Here is a 15,642-nt window from a genome sequence, read left to right on the forward strand (position 1 = left end):
CGCCGCGAACATATCCTTCAACCGCGCCGCCCCATCCAGCAGCGAATACTGCGTGTGCACATGCAGATGCGTAAAAGGCGGCTTGGCCACGACGGAGGACCTCCAGCAGACGGTGGGCGCGAGGGCTCGGGCAGGACGCTGGGAAGTCTAGGACGCGGCACTGACACCGCCGCCCGCCGGCCGTACTGAAGCCGGGCCTCCCCTTTAGCACCGGTTTACGGTCCGCCGTGGCAGAATCACGCACGATGGAACACGCGGCCGTAACGATCAGGGTGATGCGCGCGGCGGTCTTCACCGCGCTGTGCATCAGCCTGTCCGCGGGCGCCCACGTGCTGCTGTCCGCCAACCCCCTGCCCCTCGGCATGCTGGCCGCGCTCTCCGCCGGCGTCTTCGTCGTCGCCTATCTGCTCGCCGGCCGCCGCGAGCGGGGCTACTGGAGCATCGCGGCCCTGCTCGTGCCGCTGGAGCTGGCGGCGGACACCGTCTTCACCACCGGCCAGCACACCTGCTACGGCCAGTCCGGCGGCCCCGTCGCGGGCTCCATGCGCTCCCTGGGGCTCGACCTCCTCTGCTCCGGCGAGTTCGGCACCCCGCTGGCCCGGATGACCGCCCGCGGCGAGGCCCTGGCGGGCACCGCCGCCAGCCCCTGGCTGCTGCTCGCCGCCCATGTCGGCGTGGGCCTGGCCGCCGCCGCCTGGCTGCGCCGCGGCGAGGCGGCCCTGGCCGGCCTGCTGCGCGCCGCCGCGGCCGTCGCCTTCCGGCCGCTGCTGCTGGCCGTCGCGATCGTCACCGTCGCCCCGGTGCGGAGCACCGGCCGTCCCGGCCGCCGCCCGGACCGTACCCGCGCCGTCCGCCCGCAGCCGCACCTGCTCCACTCGGTCCTGCGGCGTGGCCCGCCGTGCCCGGCCGCTGCCTGATCGGGCAGCCCGGCCGGAGAAGCACGGACACAGCCACACCGACCACATAGGGACCTCCCACCATGAGCAAGCGAAACAGCCAGGAAGCCAAGCGGGCCGCGCGCGAGCGGCTGCGCATCGAGCGCGAGAAGCAGGCCAAGAAGGAGAAGGTGCGCCGGCAGCTCTTCGTCGGCGGTGCCGTCGTCGGTCTGCTGGCCGTCGTCGGCGGCGTCGCCTTCGCGGTGACCACGCTCGGCGGCGACGACGGCAGCGACAAGGACTGGGGCGCGGCGAAGAACGCCAAGCTCGTCCAGCCGGCGAACGCCGAGGGCGACAAGGGCACCAGCGTGGTGCTCGGCGGCAAGGACGCCGAGAAGACCGTCGACGTCTACGAGGACCTGCGCTGCCCCGCGTGCGCGCAGTTCGAGCAGCAGTTGGGCGAGCGGATCAAGAAGGGCGCCGAGGACGACAAGTACCAGCTCCGCGTCCACCTCGGCGCGATCATCGACGGCAACTTCGGCGGCAACGGCTCCAAGAACGCCGCCAGCGCCCTGGGCGCGGCGCTGGACGTCAGCACCGAGGCGTTCAAGGAGTACCACGGCCTGCTCTACTCCGCGGACCACCACCCGCCGGAGAACCAGGACAAGTTCGCCGACAACGAGTACCTGCTGGACGTCGCCAAGAACGTCGACGAGCTGAAGGGCAACAAGCAGTTCCAGAAGAACGTCGAAAAGGGCACGTTCGACAAGTGGGCCCTGGAGATGATCGACAGCTTCAACGACGCCGGCATCGAGGGCACGCCGACCATCAAGATCGACGGCCAGAAGGTCGAGAGCAACGCGCTCCCGGCCGAGCTGGACAAGCTCGGCGCGTAGGACCCCGCGTCACGTGGCGGAGCGCACGTCCAGCTCCGCCACGAACGCGTCCGCCACCGGCCAGGCGGACTGCGCCGCCTCCGCGTCGTAGTCCGCCAGGCCCGGGTCGGTGAACAGGTGCCCCGCGCCCGGGTACCGGAAGACCTCCACCTCGGCGCCGGCCCGGCCCATCCGCAGATACCAGGCCGTCTGCCAGTCGTGCGTCTCGTACGGGTCGGGGTCGGCCACGTGCAGTTGCACCGGCAGCTCGCCGGAGGCCGCCGTCGCGCCGTCCGCGACGTCGGACGTGCCGTGCATCAGCAGCAGCCCCCGCGCGTGCCGGTCCGCGAGCGCCAGGTTCTGCGCCAGCGCGCCGCCGAGTGAGAAACCCGCGTACAGCACGCCGCCCGCCGAGTGCGGCGCCGCGGCCTTCACGGCCCGCGCCAGCAGCTCGTCGGTGCCGATCTCGTCCCTGACCGCCAGGCCCTCCTCTTCCGTCTCCGGCGTACGCCCGTCGTAGAGGTCGGGCACGATCACCTCGTGCCCGGCGGCGCGCCAGCGCTCCGCGGTCTCGTGCACGGCCGGACGCACTCCGTACATGGAGTGGAAAAGCAGAATCGTCATGCGGCCATCGTGGCAGATACGGTCGGGAAGGTCCGCGTACGAAGGAGGCTCACGTGTCCACCGAGGATGTGCTCCGGCCCGTCCTGGTCATCGGCGGCGCCGTGGCGGTCACCGCCATCGCCGGCGTCGTGGTCGACCTGCTGCTGCGCCGTGCCGACGCCCGGCACCCGGAGACCCCGATATGGGGTTTGCTGCGAAGCTGCCGGGCGCCGCTGCAGTCCGCCCTGCTGACGTCGATCCTGCTGGGCACGTACAAGCGCGCGGACCTGGCCCACAGCGACGACAGCCGGACGATCGTCACGCGCGTGCTGACGCTGCTGCTGATCGCCTCCCTGGCCTGGCTGCTGACCAAGGTGATCGCGGTCGCCGTGGAGCTGACGTACCACCGCTACAAGGCCAAGGCCCGCGACTCCGCCCGCCGCAGACGGGTGCGCACGCAGCTCACGCTGATCCAGCGCGTGGCGGTGTTCGTCATCTGCACGGTCGCGGTGGCCTCGATGCTGCTGACGTTCCCGCAGATGCGGGCGGTGGGCACCTCGATGCTGGCGTCCGCCGGCGTCATCGGCATCATCGCGGGCATCGCCGCCCAGTCGACGCTGGGCAACCTCTTCGCGGGGCTGCAGATCGCCTTCGGCGACCTGGTGCGTATCGGCGACACCGTCGTCGTGGAGGGCGAGTGGGGGACGGTCGAGGAGATCACGCTGACGTTCCTGACGGTGAAGACCTGGGACGAGCGCCGCATCACCATCCCCGTCTCGTACTTCACCAGCCAGCCCTTCGAGAACTGGTCGCGCGGCGGCCCCGAGCTGACCGGCACGGTCTTCTTCCACCTGGACCACTCCACGCCGGTACGCGCGATGCGCGAGCGGCTGCACGAGGTGCTGCTGGGCTGCGCGCACTGGGACGGCCGCGGCTGGAGCCTGGTGGTCACGGACACCACGCCGACCACGATGCAGGTACGGGCGCTGGCCACCGCACGCGACGCGGACGCGCTGTGGGACCTCCGGTGCATGGTGCGCGAGGAACTGATCACCTGGCTGCGGGAGAAGCACCCCTACGCCCTGCCGAAGGTGATGACGGCACAGGCCCCGCTAGACGGCGCCGCGGAGCGTCCGGACGTCGAGGTGCCGTAGGACGCGGTCGACGATCTCGGGGTCGTAGCCCTCGCTGCGGGCGGCCAGCAGCTCGTGCCTGGCCGCGGAGAGCAGCTCCCCGGTGATCTTCCGGCCGGTGCGCAGCCGCTCCAGGCGCTGGGCGTGCGCCTCGCGGCGGTCCTCGTCCACGAGGTCCGGGTAGAGCCGGGTGGCGATGCCGTACGCGGCCCGCTGCAACTGCTCCGCCGTCTCCTCCGGCAGCTCCTGCACCTGCTCGATCTCCGCCAGCCGCGCCCGCGCCGCCTTCGCGGCGCGCAGGGCCAGTTGGCGCTCCAACCGCCGCTCGGCCTCGGTGTCGGCGGCGACGTCGAGCCGCCGGACCAGCCAGGGCAGCGTCAGGCCCTGGCAGACCAGGGTGGTCAGGACCACGGCGAAGGCGATGAACAGCAGATCGCTGCGGTGCGGGAACGGGCCGCCGCCCTCCACGGTGACCGGGATGGCGAGCACCAGCGCCACCGAGGCCACGCCGCGCATCCCGGACCACCACATGACGACGGTCTCGCGCCACGTCGTGGGGATCTCCTCGTCCTCGTCCGGGTGCCCGCCGCGCTGGTGCAGCCGCTGCGCCAGCGCGGCGGCGGGCAGCAGCCACAGCAGCCGTACGCCCACGACCACGCCGACGACGGCGGCGGCCGCGCCCACGAGGCCCGCGTTGAAGTCGCCGGAGGCGACGACGGTGTGCAGTTCGAGCCCGATCAGCCCGAAGGCGATGCCCGTGACGAGGGTGTCGACGACGTCCCAGAAGCTGCGCTCGGCGAGCCGGCCGAGGACGTCGTCGGGGTCCGTGGCGTACTCCGACAGGAACAGCGCGGTGACGAGCACCGCCAGCACCCCCGAGCCCCTGAGCTCGTCCGCCAGCACGTACGCGGCGAACGGCACCAGCAGCGTGCAGCCGATCTTCAGCGTGGGGTCGTCGAGCAGCCGCATCAGCCGCTCCGCGGCCCAGCCGAGGCCGAAGCCCACGGCGAGCGCGACGAGGGTGGACAGCGCCAGCAGCCCCGCGGCGCCGGCCACCGAGAAGCTGCCGGAGACGGTCGCGGCGATCGCCACGTGGTACAGCACGATCGCCGTGACGTCGTTGAACAGCCCCTCGCCCTCCAGGATCGACACCAGCCGCCGCGGCAGCCCCAGCGACCCGGCGATGGACGTGGCGGCGATCGGGTCGGGCGGCGCCACCAGCGCGCCCAGCACCACGGCGGCGGCCAGCGGCAGCCCCGGGACGACGGCGTGCACGGTGGCCGCGACGGCGGCGGTGGTGACGAAGACCAGCGCGACGGCGAGCAGCAGGATGGGCCGTACGTTGTGCGCGAACTGCCGCCAGGAGGTGCGCTGCACGGCCGCGTAGAGCAGCGGCGGCAGCACCAGGGGCAGGATGAACTGGGGCGGGATCTCGACGTTCGGCACGAAGGGCAGCAGCGCCAGCACCCCGCCGAGCAGCGTCATCAGCACCGGCGCCGGCAGCCCGAGCCGCTGGGCGACGGGGATGGTGACCAGGGCGCCGAGCACCAGGGTCAGCAGCAGCGTGAGCTGGTCCATGGGCGTCCCGCCGCCGCGGCCGTCAGGCGCTGTCCGCGCGTACGGTGTCCAGGGCCCGCCGCAGATCCTCGGGATAGTCCGACTCGAACTCCACCCACCGGCCGTCCTCGGGATGCTCGAAGCCCAGCCGGACGGCGTGCAGCCACTGCCGGTCCAGGCCGAGCCGCTTGGCGAGCACGGGGTCGGCGCCGTAGGTCAGGTCGCCGACGCACGGGTGCCGGTGGGCGGACATGTGCACGCGGATCTGGTGGGTGCGGCCCGTCTCCAGCTTGATGTCGAGCAGGCTGGCGGCGCGGAACGCCTCTTCGAGGTCGTAGTGCGTGACGCTGGGCTTGCCGTCGGCGACGACGGCCCACTTGTAGTCGTGCACGGGGTGGCGGCCCACGGGGGCGTCGATGGTGCCGCTGAGCGGGTCGGGGTGGCCCTGGACCAGCGCGTGGTAGCGCTTGTCGACCGTACGCTCCCGGAACTGCTGCTTCAGCAGCGTGTACGCGCGCTCCGACTTGGCCACCGCCATCAGCCCCGAGGTGCCGACGTCCAGCCGGTGCACCACGCCCTGCCGCTCCGCGGCGCCGGAGGTGGAGATGGCGTACCCCGCGGCGGCCAGGCCGCCGACGACGGTGGTGCCGCTCCAGCCGGGGCTGGGGTGGGCGGCGACGCCGACGGGCTTGTCCACGACGACCACGTGGTCGTCGTCGTAGACCACGGCCATCCCGGGCACCGGCTCGGCGACGATCCGCACCGGCGCGGCCGGCGCCGGCATCTCGACCTCCAGCCAGGCGCCCGCCGTGACCCGGTCCGACTTCCCGGCCTCCCGCCCGTCGACGAGGACCTTGCCGGCGCCGGCAAGCTCGGCGGCCTTGGTCCTGGAGAACCCGAACATCCGGGCGAGCGCGGCGTCGAGCCGCTCGCCTTCGAGGCCGTCGGGTACGGGCAGGGTGCGGATCTCGGGCACGGTACTCACCCGGGAAGTATCGCAGGCGCGTACGGGCGTCCCGGTCAGCCGCGGTGGATCGTGCCGTCGGGGTCGAGGCCGCGGAAGGACAGGATCACGATGAGGATGCCGCCGCACACGATCGCGGAGTCGGCGAGGTTGAAGACCGCGAAGTGCTCGGGGGCGATGAAGTCCACCACGTGGCCCTCGAAGAAGCCCGGGGAGCGGAAGAGCCGGTCGGTGAGGTTGCCGAGCGGGCCGCCGAGCAGCAGGCCGAGCGCGATGGCCCAGGGCAGGCTGTAGAGCTTGCGCGCCAGCCGGGCGATGACGCCGATGACGATGACCGCGATCAGCGTGAAGATCACGGTCATCGACTCGCCGATGCCGAACGCCGCGCCGGCGTTGCGGACGACCTGGAAGCGCAGCAGGTCGCCGACGACCTCGACGGAGCGGTTGTCCGGCTCCAGTTCTGCCACCACGATCAGCTTGGTGACGAGGTCGAGGGCGTAGACGAGGGCGGCGACGCCGAGCAGCACGCCGATGCGGCGGGGCCCGCGGGCCGCCTCCTCCGACGCCTCGTCCGCGGCCTCCGCGGCCTCGCCGGCCGCGGTCGTCTTGCCTGCCGGATCGGCGGTGTCGGCGTCGGCCACGGCCTTCTCGTCCGCCGCGGGGGCTGCCTCGCCCTCTCCGCGGGGCTCCGTGGCGTCCCCGCTGATCCGCTCCGCCTCTGTCACGTGTGTGCCCTCCGGTGCGCTGACTGGGGTCGAGCGTACGGCACACTCGTACGAGCCGTCGCACCACAGCCCGTCACCACCGCCGTCCGGCCCCGTCAGCGCCGCCGGCGATCCCTCAGCGGCGCTCCTGCCGCTGCTTGCACTCCACGCACAGGGTGGCACGCGGGAACGCCTGCATCCGCGCCTTGCCGATCGGCTTGCCGCAGGACTCGCAGCGTCCGTACGTGCCGTCCTCCAGTCGGACGAGCGCGCGCTCGGTCTGCACCAGCCGCTCCCTCGCGCCGGCGGCGAGCGCCATCTCGTGCTCGCGCGAGATGTTCTTCGTCCCCGTGTCGGCCTGGTCGTCCCCGGCGCCGCCGCCGGAGTCGCGCATCAGCCCGCTGACCGCCTCCTCGGAGGCACGGATCTCCGAGCGCAGGCTCGCGACCTCGTCCCGCAGGCCCTGGCGGGCCTCCTCGATCTCCTCGGGAGTCCAGGGGTCCTCCCCCGGACGCACGGCCAGCTCCCCCGGCTCGGCCGGGGCTGCCGTCCCGCCCGCCTCCTCGGCGACCGGGGCCTCCACCACCTGCGTCTTCTTTGCGACCACCGTCTTGGCTCCCGTCTTCTTCCCCGGAGACGTCCTGGCGGACGTCTTCTTGGCCGCCGCCTTCTTCGCCGGCTTACGCGCCGGGGCGGCGGCCCGTGCCGCGGTTTTCCTCGCGGGCTCGGTCCCTGCGGCCGGCGCCTTCCTGGCCGCGGCCTTCTTCGCGGGCGGCGACTCCTTCGCGGGGGCGGCCGCGCCGGCCGCCCCCGCGGTCGCCGCCGTCTTCTTCCCCGCTGTCTTCTTCGTGGCCTTCTTCGTGGCCTTCGTGGCCTTCTTGGCGGCTTTCTTCGTGACCTTCTTCGCGGCCTGCTTCTTCGCCGCCCGCTCCCCCGGGGCCGTGGCCCGGCCCGCGGCGGCCTGCTGCGCCGGCGCCTTCTTTGCCGCCTGCTTCGCCGTGGTCTTCTTCGCTGTGGACTTCTTCGCCGCCGGCGCGGTCTTCTTCGCAACCATGGCCGGGACCCCTTCACATATTGTGATCTTGTTCGCGAACGGTGCCGGAACGATAAATCGACACTGGGTCCGCGGCAACAGGGCACGCCATGGCTGACCGGTCTCAAAACGTTGTGCCCAGCCCCGCGCCGGGTAATCCCGGGCTCCCGCTCGCACGTGCGGTTTGACCGCACTGGGCCGAACGGCCCAGTGCCGCCGCCGCGGAAACCCGGTCGGCGGCCCGTACCCCGGGGCCGTACACTGTCGGAAGCGACAGGCGTGGATGGGGACGAGTACCTCCGTACGCAGCCGAGGAGCGACCCGGGGACGGTGCGAGCCCGGGCGGCGTGCGCGGAGCGAAGATCACCCCGGAGCCGCCGGAGGAAAGCCCCCGGGCGAGTAGAACCGGCAGCCGCTGCCCCAATGAGGGGGCGGTGGGCGCGCCGCGCGCGCTCCGCCGCCAAGGAGGGTGGTACCGCGGGAGCCCCGGCTCTCGTCCCTCCGGTTCGGCCGTAAGCACGCCAGCCGGAGGAAGAGTCCCCGATGACCACGCCCCTGTACCGCCCGGTCCCCGCCCAGGTCGACCTGCCCGGCCTCGAACACGCCGTGCTCGACTTCTGGCGCGAGCAGAAGGTCTTCGCCCGCTCCCTCGAGCAGTCGGAGGGCCGGCCCGAGTGGGTCTTCTACGAGGGGCCGCCCACCGCCAACGGCATGCCGGGCGCCCACCACATCGAGGCCCGCGTCTTCAAGGACGTCTTCCCGCGCTTCCGCACGATGCGCGGCTACCACGTGGGGCGCAAGGCCGGCTGGGACTGCCACGGGCTGCCGGTGGAGCTGGCGGTCGAGAAGGAGCTGGGCTTCAACGGCAAGCAGGACATCGAGGCGTACGGCATCGCCGAGTTCAACGACAAGTGCCGCGCCTCGGTCCAGCGGCACACGGACGCCTTCGCCGAGCTGACCGAGCGGATGGGCTACTGGGTCGACCTGGACGACGCGTACTGGACGATGAACTCCGAGTACGTGGAGTCCGTCTGGTGGTCGCTGAAGCAGATCTTCGACAAGGGCCTGCTCGTCCAGGACTACCGGGTCTCCCCCTGGTGCCCGCGCTGCGGCACCGGCCTGTCCGACCACGAGCTGGCGCAGGGGTACGAGACCGTCGTCGACCCCTCGGTCTACGTCCGCTTCCCCCTCACCTCGGGACCGCTGGCCGGCGAGGCGGCGCTGGTCATCTGGACCACCACGCCGTTCTCGCTCACCGCCAACTTCGCGGTCGCCGCCCATCCGGACGTCACCTACGTCGTCGCCACCGACGGCAACGAGAAGGTCGTCGTCGCCGAGCAGTTGGTCGGCAAGGCGCTGGGCGAGGGGTGGGAGACGACGGGGCAGTCGTTCACCGGTGCCGAGATGGAGCGCTGGACGTACCGGCCGCCCTTCGACCTGGTCGACCTCCAGGACGCGCACTACGTGGTCAACGCCGACTACGTCACCACCGAGGACGGCACCGGCCTGGTCCACCAGGCCCCGTTCGGCGAGGACGACTTCAAGGTCTCCCGCCAGTACGGCATCGAGGTCGTCGTCCCGGTGCGCGCGGACGGCACCTTCGGCGCGGAGCTGCCGCTCGTCGGCGGCCAGTTCTTCAAGAAGGCCGACGAGACGCTCGTCGGCGACCTGGACGCGCGCGGCCTGCTCTTCCGCCACGAGCCGTACGAGCACAGCTACCCGCACTGCTGGCGCTGCCACACGCCGCTGCTCTACTACCCGCAGCCCTCCTGGTACATCCGCACCACCCGCGTCAAGGACGCCCTGCTGCGCGAGAACGAGCGGACCAACTGGCACCCGGACTCCGTCAAGCACGGCCGCTACGGCGACTGGCTCGACAACAACGTCGACTGGGCCCTGTCCCGCAACCGCTACTGGGGCACCCCGCTGCCCATCTGGCGCTGCGCCGAGGACCACCTCACCTGCGTCGGCTCCCTCGCCGAGCTGACCGAGCTGACCGGCACCGACCAGTCGTCCCTGGACCCCCACCGCCCGTACATCGACGAGGTCGGCTTCCCCTGCCCCGACGAGGGCTGCACGCTGCGCGCGGAGCGGGTGCCGGAGGTCATCGACGCCTGGTACGACTCGGGCTCGATGCCCTTCGCGCAGTGGGGCTACCCGTACAAGAACAGGGACGTCTTCGAGACCCGCTACCCCGCGCAGTTCATCTGCGAGGCCATCGACCAGACCCGCGGCTGGTTCTACACGCTGATGGCCATCGGCACGCTCGTCTTCGACAAGTCCTCGTACGAGAACGTGGTCTGCCTCGGCCACATCCTCGCCGAGGACGGCCGCAAGATGTCCAAGCACCTCGGCAACACCTTGGAGCCCATCCCGCTCATGGACCGGCACGGCGCCGACGCCGTGCGGTGGTTCATGGCCGCCGGCGGCTCGCCCTGGGCGGCCCGCCGGGTCGGCCACGGCACGATCCAGGAGGTCGTGCGCAAGACCCTGCTGACGTACTGGAACACGGTGTCCTTCCAGGCGCTCTACGCCCGTACCGCCGGCTGGGCGCCCTCGGCCGCCGACCCGGCGCCCGCGGACCGGCCGCTGCTGGACCGCTGGCTGCTCGGCGAGCTGGACGCGCTGACGACCCGGGTGACCGACGCCCTCGACGCCTACGACACCCAGCGGGCCGGCAAGCTGCTGTCCGCCTTCGTCGACGACCTGTCCAACTGGTACGTGCGCCGCTCCCGGCGGCGCTTCTGGCAGGGCGACCGGGCGGCGCTGCGCACGCTCCACGACGTACTGGAGACCGTGACCCGGCTGCTGGCCCCGGTGGTGCCGTTCATCACCGAGCGGGTCTGGCAGGACCTGGTGGTGCCCGTCGTCCCGGACGCCCCCGCCTCGGTGCACCTGGCCACGTGGCCGGAGCCGGCGGCCCCGGGCGCCACGGCGTACGACCCGGAGCTGTCGCGGCAGATGCAGCTCGTCCGGCGCCTGGTCGAGCTGGGCCGGGCCTCGCGGGCGGAGTCCGGGGTGAAGACCCGCCAGCCGCTGTCGCGGGCGCTGGTGGCCGCCGCGGGCTTCCCGGCGCTGCCGGAGGAGCTGCGCGCGCAGATCACCGAGGAGCTGAACGTCGCCGCGCTCGCGACGCTGTCCGACGCCACCGGCGGCGCGGCCGGCGGCTCGCTGGTGGACACCACCGCGAAGGCCAACTTCCGCGCGCTCGGCAAGCGGTTCGGCAAGCGGGTGCAGGACGTGGCGAAGGCCGTCGCGGCCGCGGACGCCGCGGCGCTGTCGGCCGCGCTGCGCGACGGCGGCAGCGCGACGGTGGAGGTCGACGGCGAGACGGTGGCCCTCTCCGCGGAGGAGGTCATCATCACGGAGACCCCGCGGGAGGGCTGGTCGGTGGCCTCCGACTCGGGCGCGACGGTGGCGCTGGACCTGGAGATCACTCCGGAGCTGCGCCGCGCGGGCCTGGCCCGCGACGTGATCCGGCTGGTCCAGGAGGCGCGGAAGAACTCCGGCCTGGACGTCGCGGACCGGATCCGGCTGCGCTGGTCGACCACCGACGCCGAGGTCCGCCAGGCGCTGACGGACCACGCCGGGCTGATCGCGGAGGAGGTCCTGGCGACGGACTTCGCGGCGGGCGAGGCGGCGGAAGCCGAGGGCTACGGCGAGCCGTTCACCGACGAGCCGCTGTCCCTGACCTTCCGGCTCGTACGGGCCTGACCCGGGACGACACCGGCGGCGCCCCGTTCCCGTGCAGCCACGGGGGCGGGGCGCCGTCCGCGTCAGCGGTCCGGCCCCGCCCCCGCAACCGGTCCGGTCCCCGCCTCCGCGCCGCCGGCCCCGTATACGGGCACGCAAAAAGGGCCGGGCCCCGCGGCGAGCGTTCCGCGGGACCCGGCCCTTTGCGATATGCCGACGGCCGTCAGGCCGTGCTCAGTTGTCGTCCTCGTCGATGAGGAAGCCGCGCATCGGCGACGGCGGCTGCTGCATCGGACCGCCCTGGGGGCGCACCGGCGCCATGGGCTGCGTCATGGCCGGGGACATCTGCTGCTGGCTGCCGTACGACGGGGCGCCGGCCGGCGGCTGCCGGGTCGGCATGCCCTGCTGGCCGCCCATCGAACCGCCGCCCATCGTGCCGCCGCCCATGCTCGGGGGGCCGCTCATGGCACCGGCGCCGGCCGGGGCCATCGAAGGCGTCGGCGCGGGCGCCGCCGCGGGCAGCGAGGCCGCCGCGGGGGTACGGGGCGGGGCCAGGGAGTCGTCCGCCTGGTTCTCCAACTGGCGGAGCTGGGACTCCAGGTACGACTTCAGCCGGGTGCGGTACTCGCGCTCGAAGCCGCGCAGGTCCTCGACCTTGCGCTCCAGCGTGGCGCGCGCGGACTCCAGGGAGCCCATCGCCACGCGGTGCTTCTCCTGCGCGTCCCGCTCCAGGGCGTCGGCCTTGGCACGCGCGTCACGCTCCAGACCCTCGGCGCGGCTGCGGGCCTCGCCGACGATCTTGTTGGCCTCGGCGCGGGCCTCGGCGATCGCCTGGTCGGCGGTCTGCTGGGCCAGCGAGAGCACCCGGGCGGCGCTGTCACCGCCGACGGGACCGCCCTGCTGCGGGCCGGGCGGCCCGACGTGCTGCTGCGGCGGCGGGCCGCCGACGTGCTGCTGCGGGGGGCCGCCGTGCGGGGCGTGCACCGGACCGCCGGGACCGCCGTGGCCACCGGGCCCACCCGGGCCACCGGGACCCATCGGGCCGGGGCCGTGCGGACCGTGACCGGGAGGACCGCCGGGGCCGCCGGGCCCACCCGGGCCCATGCCGCCGGGACCTGCGGGCAGCTGGGGTGCGCCGGAAGGCAACTGAGGCGGGCCGCCCTGCGGCGGGCCCATCTGCTGCGGCGGCACCGGCTGCGGGCCCGATATGGCGGCGGGCACCGGCCCGCCGTGTCCGGGGGGTCCCGGCCGGTCCTGCGGCTCGGGGCCCTTGCGCATCCCCTGGTTCTGCGCCGCGGCCCGGGTCGCCGCGGCCAGCTTGGCCCGCAGGTCCTCGTTCTCGCGGAGCAGCCGGGTCAGTTCGGCCTCGACCTCGTCGAGGAACGCGTCGACTTCGTCCTCGTCGTAGCCCTCTCGGAGTCGGACGGTCGTGAACTGCTTGTTCCGCACGTCCTCGGGGGTCAGCGGCATTTCTTCACCTCAACGTAGTCATCGGCGACATCGGCATATCGACACTCTCCGCCCCGCTTCATCATCACCTCGCCCCGCCCACCACGGTGAGCAGGATGTAGACGATGATCATCAGGACGAAGAAGGACAGGTCCAGCGCCACGCCCCCTAGACGCAGTGGCGGGATGAACCGCCGCAGGAGCTTGAGTGGTGGATCCGTGACCGTGTAGGCGCCCTCAAGCAACACCACCATGGCTTTGCCCGGCTCCCATGAGCGGGCGAACATGAACACGTAGTCCATGATCAACCGGAAGATCAGCACGATCAGGAAAACGAACAGCGCGATGTAGATCACTTGAAGCGCGACGTCCATCTCGCTGTGGTCCTCTCCCCTTCGCGTTCCGGCCCCATGGCCGCTCGCACAGTGTTGCTTGGCTCAGCTTTGGTTGAAGAACCCGCCCTCTGCGATGCGGGCCTTGTCCTCCGCTGTTACGTCGACGTTAGCAGGCGACAACAGGAACACCTTCTGGGTCACGCGCTCGATGCTGCCGTGCAGGCCGAAGACGAGTCCAGCCGCAAAGTCGACAAGTCGCTTCGCGTCCGTGTCGTCCATCTCGGTCAAGTTCATGATCACAGGCGTGCCCTCGCGGAAGTGTTCCCCGATGGTACGTGCCTCGTTGTACGTACGCGGGTGGAGCGTCGTGATCCGGTAAGGCTCCCGTTCGGACACGACCTTGGGCATGATCACCGGCGCACTCTTCTCCAGGCTGGGACGGTCAGGTGTGATGGAAGACACGGGAGCGATTCGCCCCGAACGCCCCGATTCGGGCAGCAGTCCGGGTGAACGCCCCGCCGGCTCCCGGTCCATGGGCCGCTCCCGCTGCGCCGGCGGCGAAGCGATCGCCCGCGGCGGCTCCTCCTGCTGCTGCGGCTGCGGGGCCTGGTGGCGGTGGCGACGCTCGGGCTCGGGCTCCGGCTCGAACTCGTCGTCGGGGTCGTACCCCGGGCCGTCGTACCCATCGTCCTCCACGAGGCCGAGGTAGACCGCCATCTTGCGCATTGCGCCGGCCATGCTCTACGCCCTCCGCTCTGTGGTGGATCGACCTTCGCCAGTGACGTGATCCACGCTGCCCTGCCTGAATTGACCGGGAATGAAGCTTATTTTCTACTGTCGTCCGACTCGTTTGGCGACGTTACCGGAGCTGAGGCCGGACTCCGAGTACCGCGGTGCCGACGCGTACGTGTGTCGCTCCTGCGGCAATTGCCTCCTCCAGGTCCCCGCTCATCCCCGCCGAGACCATGGTTGCAGCCGGATGCGCCACGCGCAGGCGGGATGAGATTTCCACCAGCCGCCCGAACGCCGCCCGTTGCCGCCCCGCATACGCCCCCGCCAGCGGCGCGACCGTCATCAGCCCGCAGAGCCGCAGCCCTTGGGCCGCCGCCACCGCGTCCGCGAGCGCCGGTACGTCACCGGGTGCGACGCCGCCGCGGTCCGCCGTCGCACCGCCGCCCGGATCCTCGCCGGACGCCGCGTCCTTGTCGAGCGCCACCTGGAGCAGAACGCCCAGCTCGCGGCCCTCGCGCTCCGCGGCGGCGGCGAGCGCGGAGACCAGCCGGAGGCGGTCGACGGAGTGCACGTAGTCCGCGTAGCGGGCCACGGAGCGCGCCTTGTTGGTCTGCAACTGGCCCACGAAGTGCCATGTGAGCGGCGCGTCCGCGCCCCACCTCGCGCACCACGCGGCCTTGCCCGCGGCCTCCTGGTCGCGGTTCTCGGCCACGTGCCGTACGCCCAGGTCCGCCAGCAGCAGCACGTCGCTCGCCGGGTAGGTCTTGGTCACGACGACGAGCGTGACCTCCTCGCGCTTGCGGCCCGCCGCGGCGCAGGCGCCGGCGATACGTTCCTCCACGGCCGCCAGGTTCGCCGCCAACTCGCCCCGGCGCTCCGGGTCCGCTTCCTCCCGCACCCCGCTGTCCCCCGTGAAGTCGGCCATCATTCCCCGTCCAGCCAGACGTACCCCGCGTGTCTGCCCGTGGCTCCCTCGCGCCGGTACGAGAAGTGGTCCGCGGACTCCAGCGTGCACACGTCCGACACTGTGATCATTCCCACACCCAGCGCTTCCAACTGCGCGACCACACCCGCACGGATGTCCAGTGCCGGCGTCCCCCAACTCGTCGTCGCCCGCGCCGCCGGCACCTGCCCTGCGGCCTCCTCGCGCAGCGCCTCGGGGACCTCGTAGCAGCGTCCGCAGACGGCCGGTCCGAGGTGGGCGACGATGCGCGCCGGCTCGGCGCCCAGCTCCGCCATCGCCTCGACCGCGGCCCCGGCCACCCCGGCGACCATGCCGGGCCGGCCGGCGTGCGCGGCACCCGCCACCCCCGCGCCGGGATCGGCGAGGAGCAGCGGTACGCAGTCGGCGCCGCGGGCGGCGAGCGGCACGCCCCGGGCGCGGGTGACGACGGCGTCCACGGCGGGCGGGGGCGCGTCGCCCCAGGGCCCGTCCACGACGGCGACGTCCCGCCCGTGCACCTGGTGCATCCACACGACCCGCGCCGGCTCCACCCCGAGCGAGCGGGCGGCGCGCTCGCGGTTGGCCGCGACCGCCGCCGCACTGTCGGAGGCGGCACCGCTGCCCACGGCGCCGCCGAGGTTCAGCTCCGCGTACGGAGCGGCGCTCACGCCGCCCCACCGGTCGGTGAAGGCGAAGTGAGCGCCGCCTGTCGAGTATGTCTGCCCTATCACGGGTCGTACGTTACGT

General features: G+C 72.7%; 15 protein-coding genes. 4 read left to right on the plus strand and 11 right to left on the minus strand.

The annotated features are described in order from the left end of the window. On the minus strand, positions 1–90 hold a 90-nt coding region (locus ACFYVJ_RS28975; protein WP_388887382.1), incomplete at its 3' end, for a PHP domain-containing protein. Between the two features lie 185 nt (positions 91–275). On the opposite strand from ACFYVJ_RS28975, the gene ACFYVJ_RS28980 reads away from it, so the two are divergent. Next, complete coding sequence (locus ACFYVJ_RS28980) at positions 276–917, plus strand: hypothetical protein (protein ID WP_388897773.1); 642 nt, start codon at positions 276–278, stop codon at positions 915–917. A gap of 62 nt (positions 918–979) precedes the next feature. Further along, positions 980–1,771, plus strand: a complete 792-nt coding sequence (locus tag ACFYVJ_RS28985) for a thioredoxin domain-containing protein (protein ID WP_388897529.1) — start codon at positions 980–982, stop codon at positions 1,769–1,771. A gap of 9 nt (positions 1,772–1,780) precedes the next feature. Here ACFYVJ_RS28985 and ACFYVJ_RS28990 read toward each other — a convergent pair whose 3' ends face one another. Beyond that, on the minus strand, positions 1,781–2,374 hold the full coding sequence (locus tag ACFYVJ_RS28990) for a dienelactone hydrolase family protein (protein WP_388897532.1): 594 nt from the start codon (positions 2,372–2,374) through the stop codon (positions 1,781–1,783). Between the two features lie 53 nt (positions 2,375–2,427). On the opposite strand from ACFYVJ_RS28990, the gene ACFYVJ_RS28995 reads away from it, so the two are divergent. After that, positions 2,428–3,507: a mechanosensitive ion channel family protein gene (locus ACFYVJ_RS28995; RefSeq protein WP_388897535.1), complete on the plus strand. Its 1,080-nt coding sequence runs from the start codon at positions 2,428–2,430 to the stop codon at positions 3,505–3,507. On the opposite strand, the gene ACFYVJ_RS29000 is transcribed toward ACFYVJ_RS28995, so the two are convergent. The 4 genes from ACFYVJ_RS29000 to ACFYVJ_RS29015 all read right to left on the minus strand — a co-directional run bounded on the left by ACFYVJ_RS29000 (position 3,466) and on the right by ACFYVJ_RS29015 (position 7,765). Then, positions 3,466–5,064: a Na+/H+ antiporter gene (locus ACFYVJ_RS29000; RefSeq protein WP_388897537.1), complete on the minus strand. Its 1,599-nt coding sequence runs from the start codon at positions 5,062–5,064 to the stop codon at positions 3,466–3,468. The genes ACFYVJ_RS28995 and ACFYVJ_RS29000 overlap by 42 nt on opposite strands. 22 nt (positions 5,065–5,086) lie before the next feature. Continuing rightward, the gene (locus ACFYVJ_RS29005; protein WP_388897540.1) at positions 5,087–6,028 is read right to left on the minus strand and encodes an RluA family pseudouridine synthase; all 942 of its coding nucleotides are present in this window, start codon (positions 6,026–6,028) and stop codon (positions 5,087–5,089) included. Positions 6,029–6,063: 35 nt separating this feature from the next. Further along, a complete protein-coding gene (gene lspA / locus ACFYVJ_RS29010; protein ID WP_388897543.1) occupies positions 6,064–6,732 on the minus strand; it encodes a signal peptidase II in 669 nt (222 codons plus the stop codon). 115 nt (positions 6,733–6,847) lie between these two features. Beyond that, a complete protein-coding gene (locus tag ACFYVJ_RS29015; protein ID WP_388897546.1) occupies positions 6,848–7,765 on the minus strand; it encodes a TraR/DksA family transcriptional regulator in 918 nt (305 codons plus the stop codon). A gap of 522 nt (positions 7,766–8,287) precedes the next feature. Between ACFYVJ_RS29015 and ileS the strand changes: the two genes are divergently transcribed. Further along, positions 8,288–11,458 (plus strand): isoleucine--tRNA ligase, encoded by a 3,171-nt coding sequence (ileS, locus tag ACFYVJ_RS29020; protein WP_388897549.1) that lies wholly within the window; start codon positions 8,288–8,290, stop codon positions 11,456–11,458. 213 nt (positions 11,459–11,671) lie between these two features. Here the strand turns inward: ileS and ACFYVJ_RS29025 are convergent, their stop codons facing one another. The 5 genes from ACFYVJ_RS29025 to pgeF all read right to left on the minus strand — a co-directional run bounded on the left by ACFYVJ_RS29025 (position 11,672) and on the right by pgeF (position 15,626). Next, positions 11,672–12,907: a DivIVA domain-containing protein gene (locus tag ACFYVJ_RS29025; RefSeq protein WP_388897552.1), complete on the minus strand. Its 1,236-nt coding sequence runs from the start codon at positions 12,905–12,907 to the stop codon at positions 11,672–11,674. A gap of 64 nt (positions 12,908–12,971) precedes the next feature. Next, on the minus strand, positions 12,972–13,259 hold the full coding sequence (locus ACFYVJ_RS29030) for a YggT family protein (RefSeq protein ID WP_018837714.1): 288 nt from the start codon (positions 13,257–13,259) through the stop codon (positions 12,972–12,974). 63 nt (positions 13,260–13,322) lie between these two features. Next, positions 13,323–13,958 carry a cell division protein SepF gene (locus tag ACFYVJ_RS29035; protein ID WP_027743361.1) on the minus strand — a complete coding sequence of 212 codons (636 nt, stop codon included), beginning with the start codon at positions 13,956–13,958 and terminating at the stop codon, positions 13,323–13,325. 121 nt (positions 13,959–14,079) lie between these two features. Then, positions 14,080–14,877: a YggS family pyridoxal phosphate-dependent enzyme gene (locus ACFYVJ_RS29040; RefSeq protein WP_388897557.1), complete on the minus strand. Its 798-nt coding sequence runs from the start codon at positions 14,875–14,877 to the stop codon at positions 14,080–14,082. Beyond that, positions 14,877–15,626: a peptidoglycan editing factor PgeF gene (gene pgeF / locus ACFYVJ_RS29045; protein WP_388897559.1), complete on the minus strand. Its 750-nt coding sequence runs from the start codon at positions 15,624–15,626 to the stop codon at positions 14,877–14,879. Before pgeF ends, ACFYVJ_RS29040 begins: the two co-directional genes overlap by 1 nt. Between the last annotated feature and the right edge of the window lie 16 nt (positions 15,627–15,642).

Origin of the sequence: Streptomyces sp. NPDC004134, assembly GCF_042874195.1 — a bacterium.
In the GTDB taxonomy this organism is placed as follows: Bacteria; Actinomycetota; Actinomycetes; order Streptomycetales; family Streptomycetaceae; genus Streptomyces.

Coding starts and splice junctions, on each gene's coding strand:
- ACFYVJ_RS28980 (WP_388897773.1), top strand. CDS start 276: ATGCGCGCGGCGGTCTTCACCGCGCTGTGCATCAGCCTGTCCGCGGGC.
- ACFYVJ_RS28985 (WP_388897529.1), top strand. CDS start 980: ATGAGCAAGCGAAACAGCCAGGAAGCCAAGCGGGCCGCGCGCGAGCGG.
- ACFYVJ_RS28990 (WP_388897532.1), bottom strand. CDS start 2,374: ATGACGATTCTGCTTTTCCACTCCATGTACGGAGTGCGTCCGGCCGTG.
- ACFYVJ_RS29000 (WP_388897537.1), bottom strand. CDS start 5,064: ATGGACCAGCTCACGCTGCTGCTGACCCTGGTGCTCGGCGCCCTGGTC.
- ACFYVJ_RS29015 (WP_388897546.1), bottom strand. CDS start 7,765: ATGGTTGCGAAGAAGACCGCGCCGGCGGCGAAGAAGTCCACAGCGAAG.
- ileS (WP_388897549.1), top strand. CDS start 8,288: ATGACCACGCCCCTGTACCGCCCGGTCCCCGCCCAGGTCGACCTGCCC.
- ACFYVJ_RS29025 (WP_388897552.1), bottom strand. CDS start 12,907: ATGCCGCTGACCCCCGAGGACGTGCGGAACAAGCAGTTCACGACCGTC.
- ACFYVJ_RS29030 (WP_018837714.1), bottom strand. CDS start 13,259: ATGGACGTCGCGCTTCAAGTGATCTACATCGCGCTGTTCGTTTTCCTG.
- ACFYVJ_RS29035 (WP_027743361.1), bottom strand. CDS start 13,958: ATGGCCGGCGCAATGCGCAAGATGGCGGTCTACCTCGGCCTCGTGGAG.
- ACFYVJ_RS29040 (WP_388897557.1), bottom strand. CDS start 14,877: ATGGCCGACTTCACGGGGGACAGCGGGGTGCGGGAGGAAGCGGACCCG.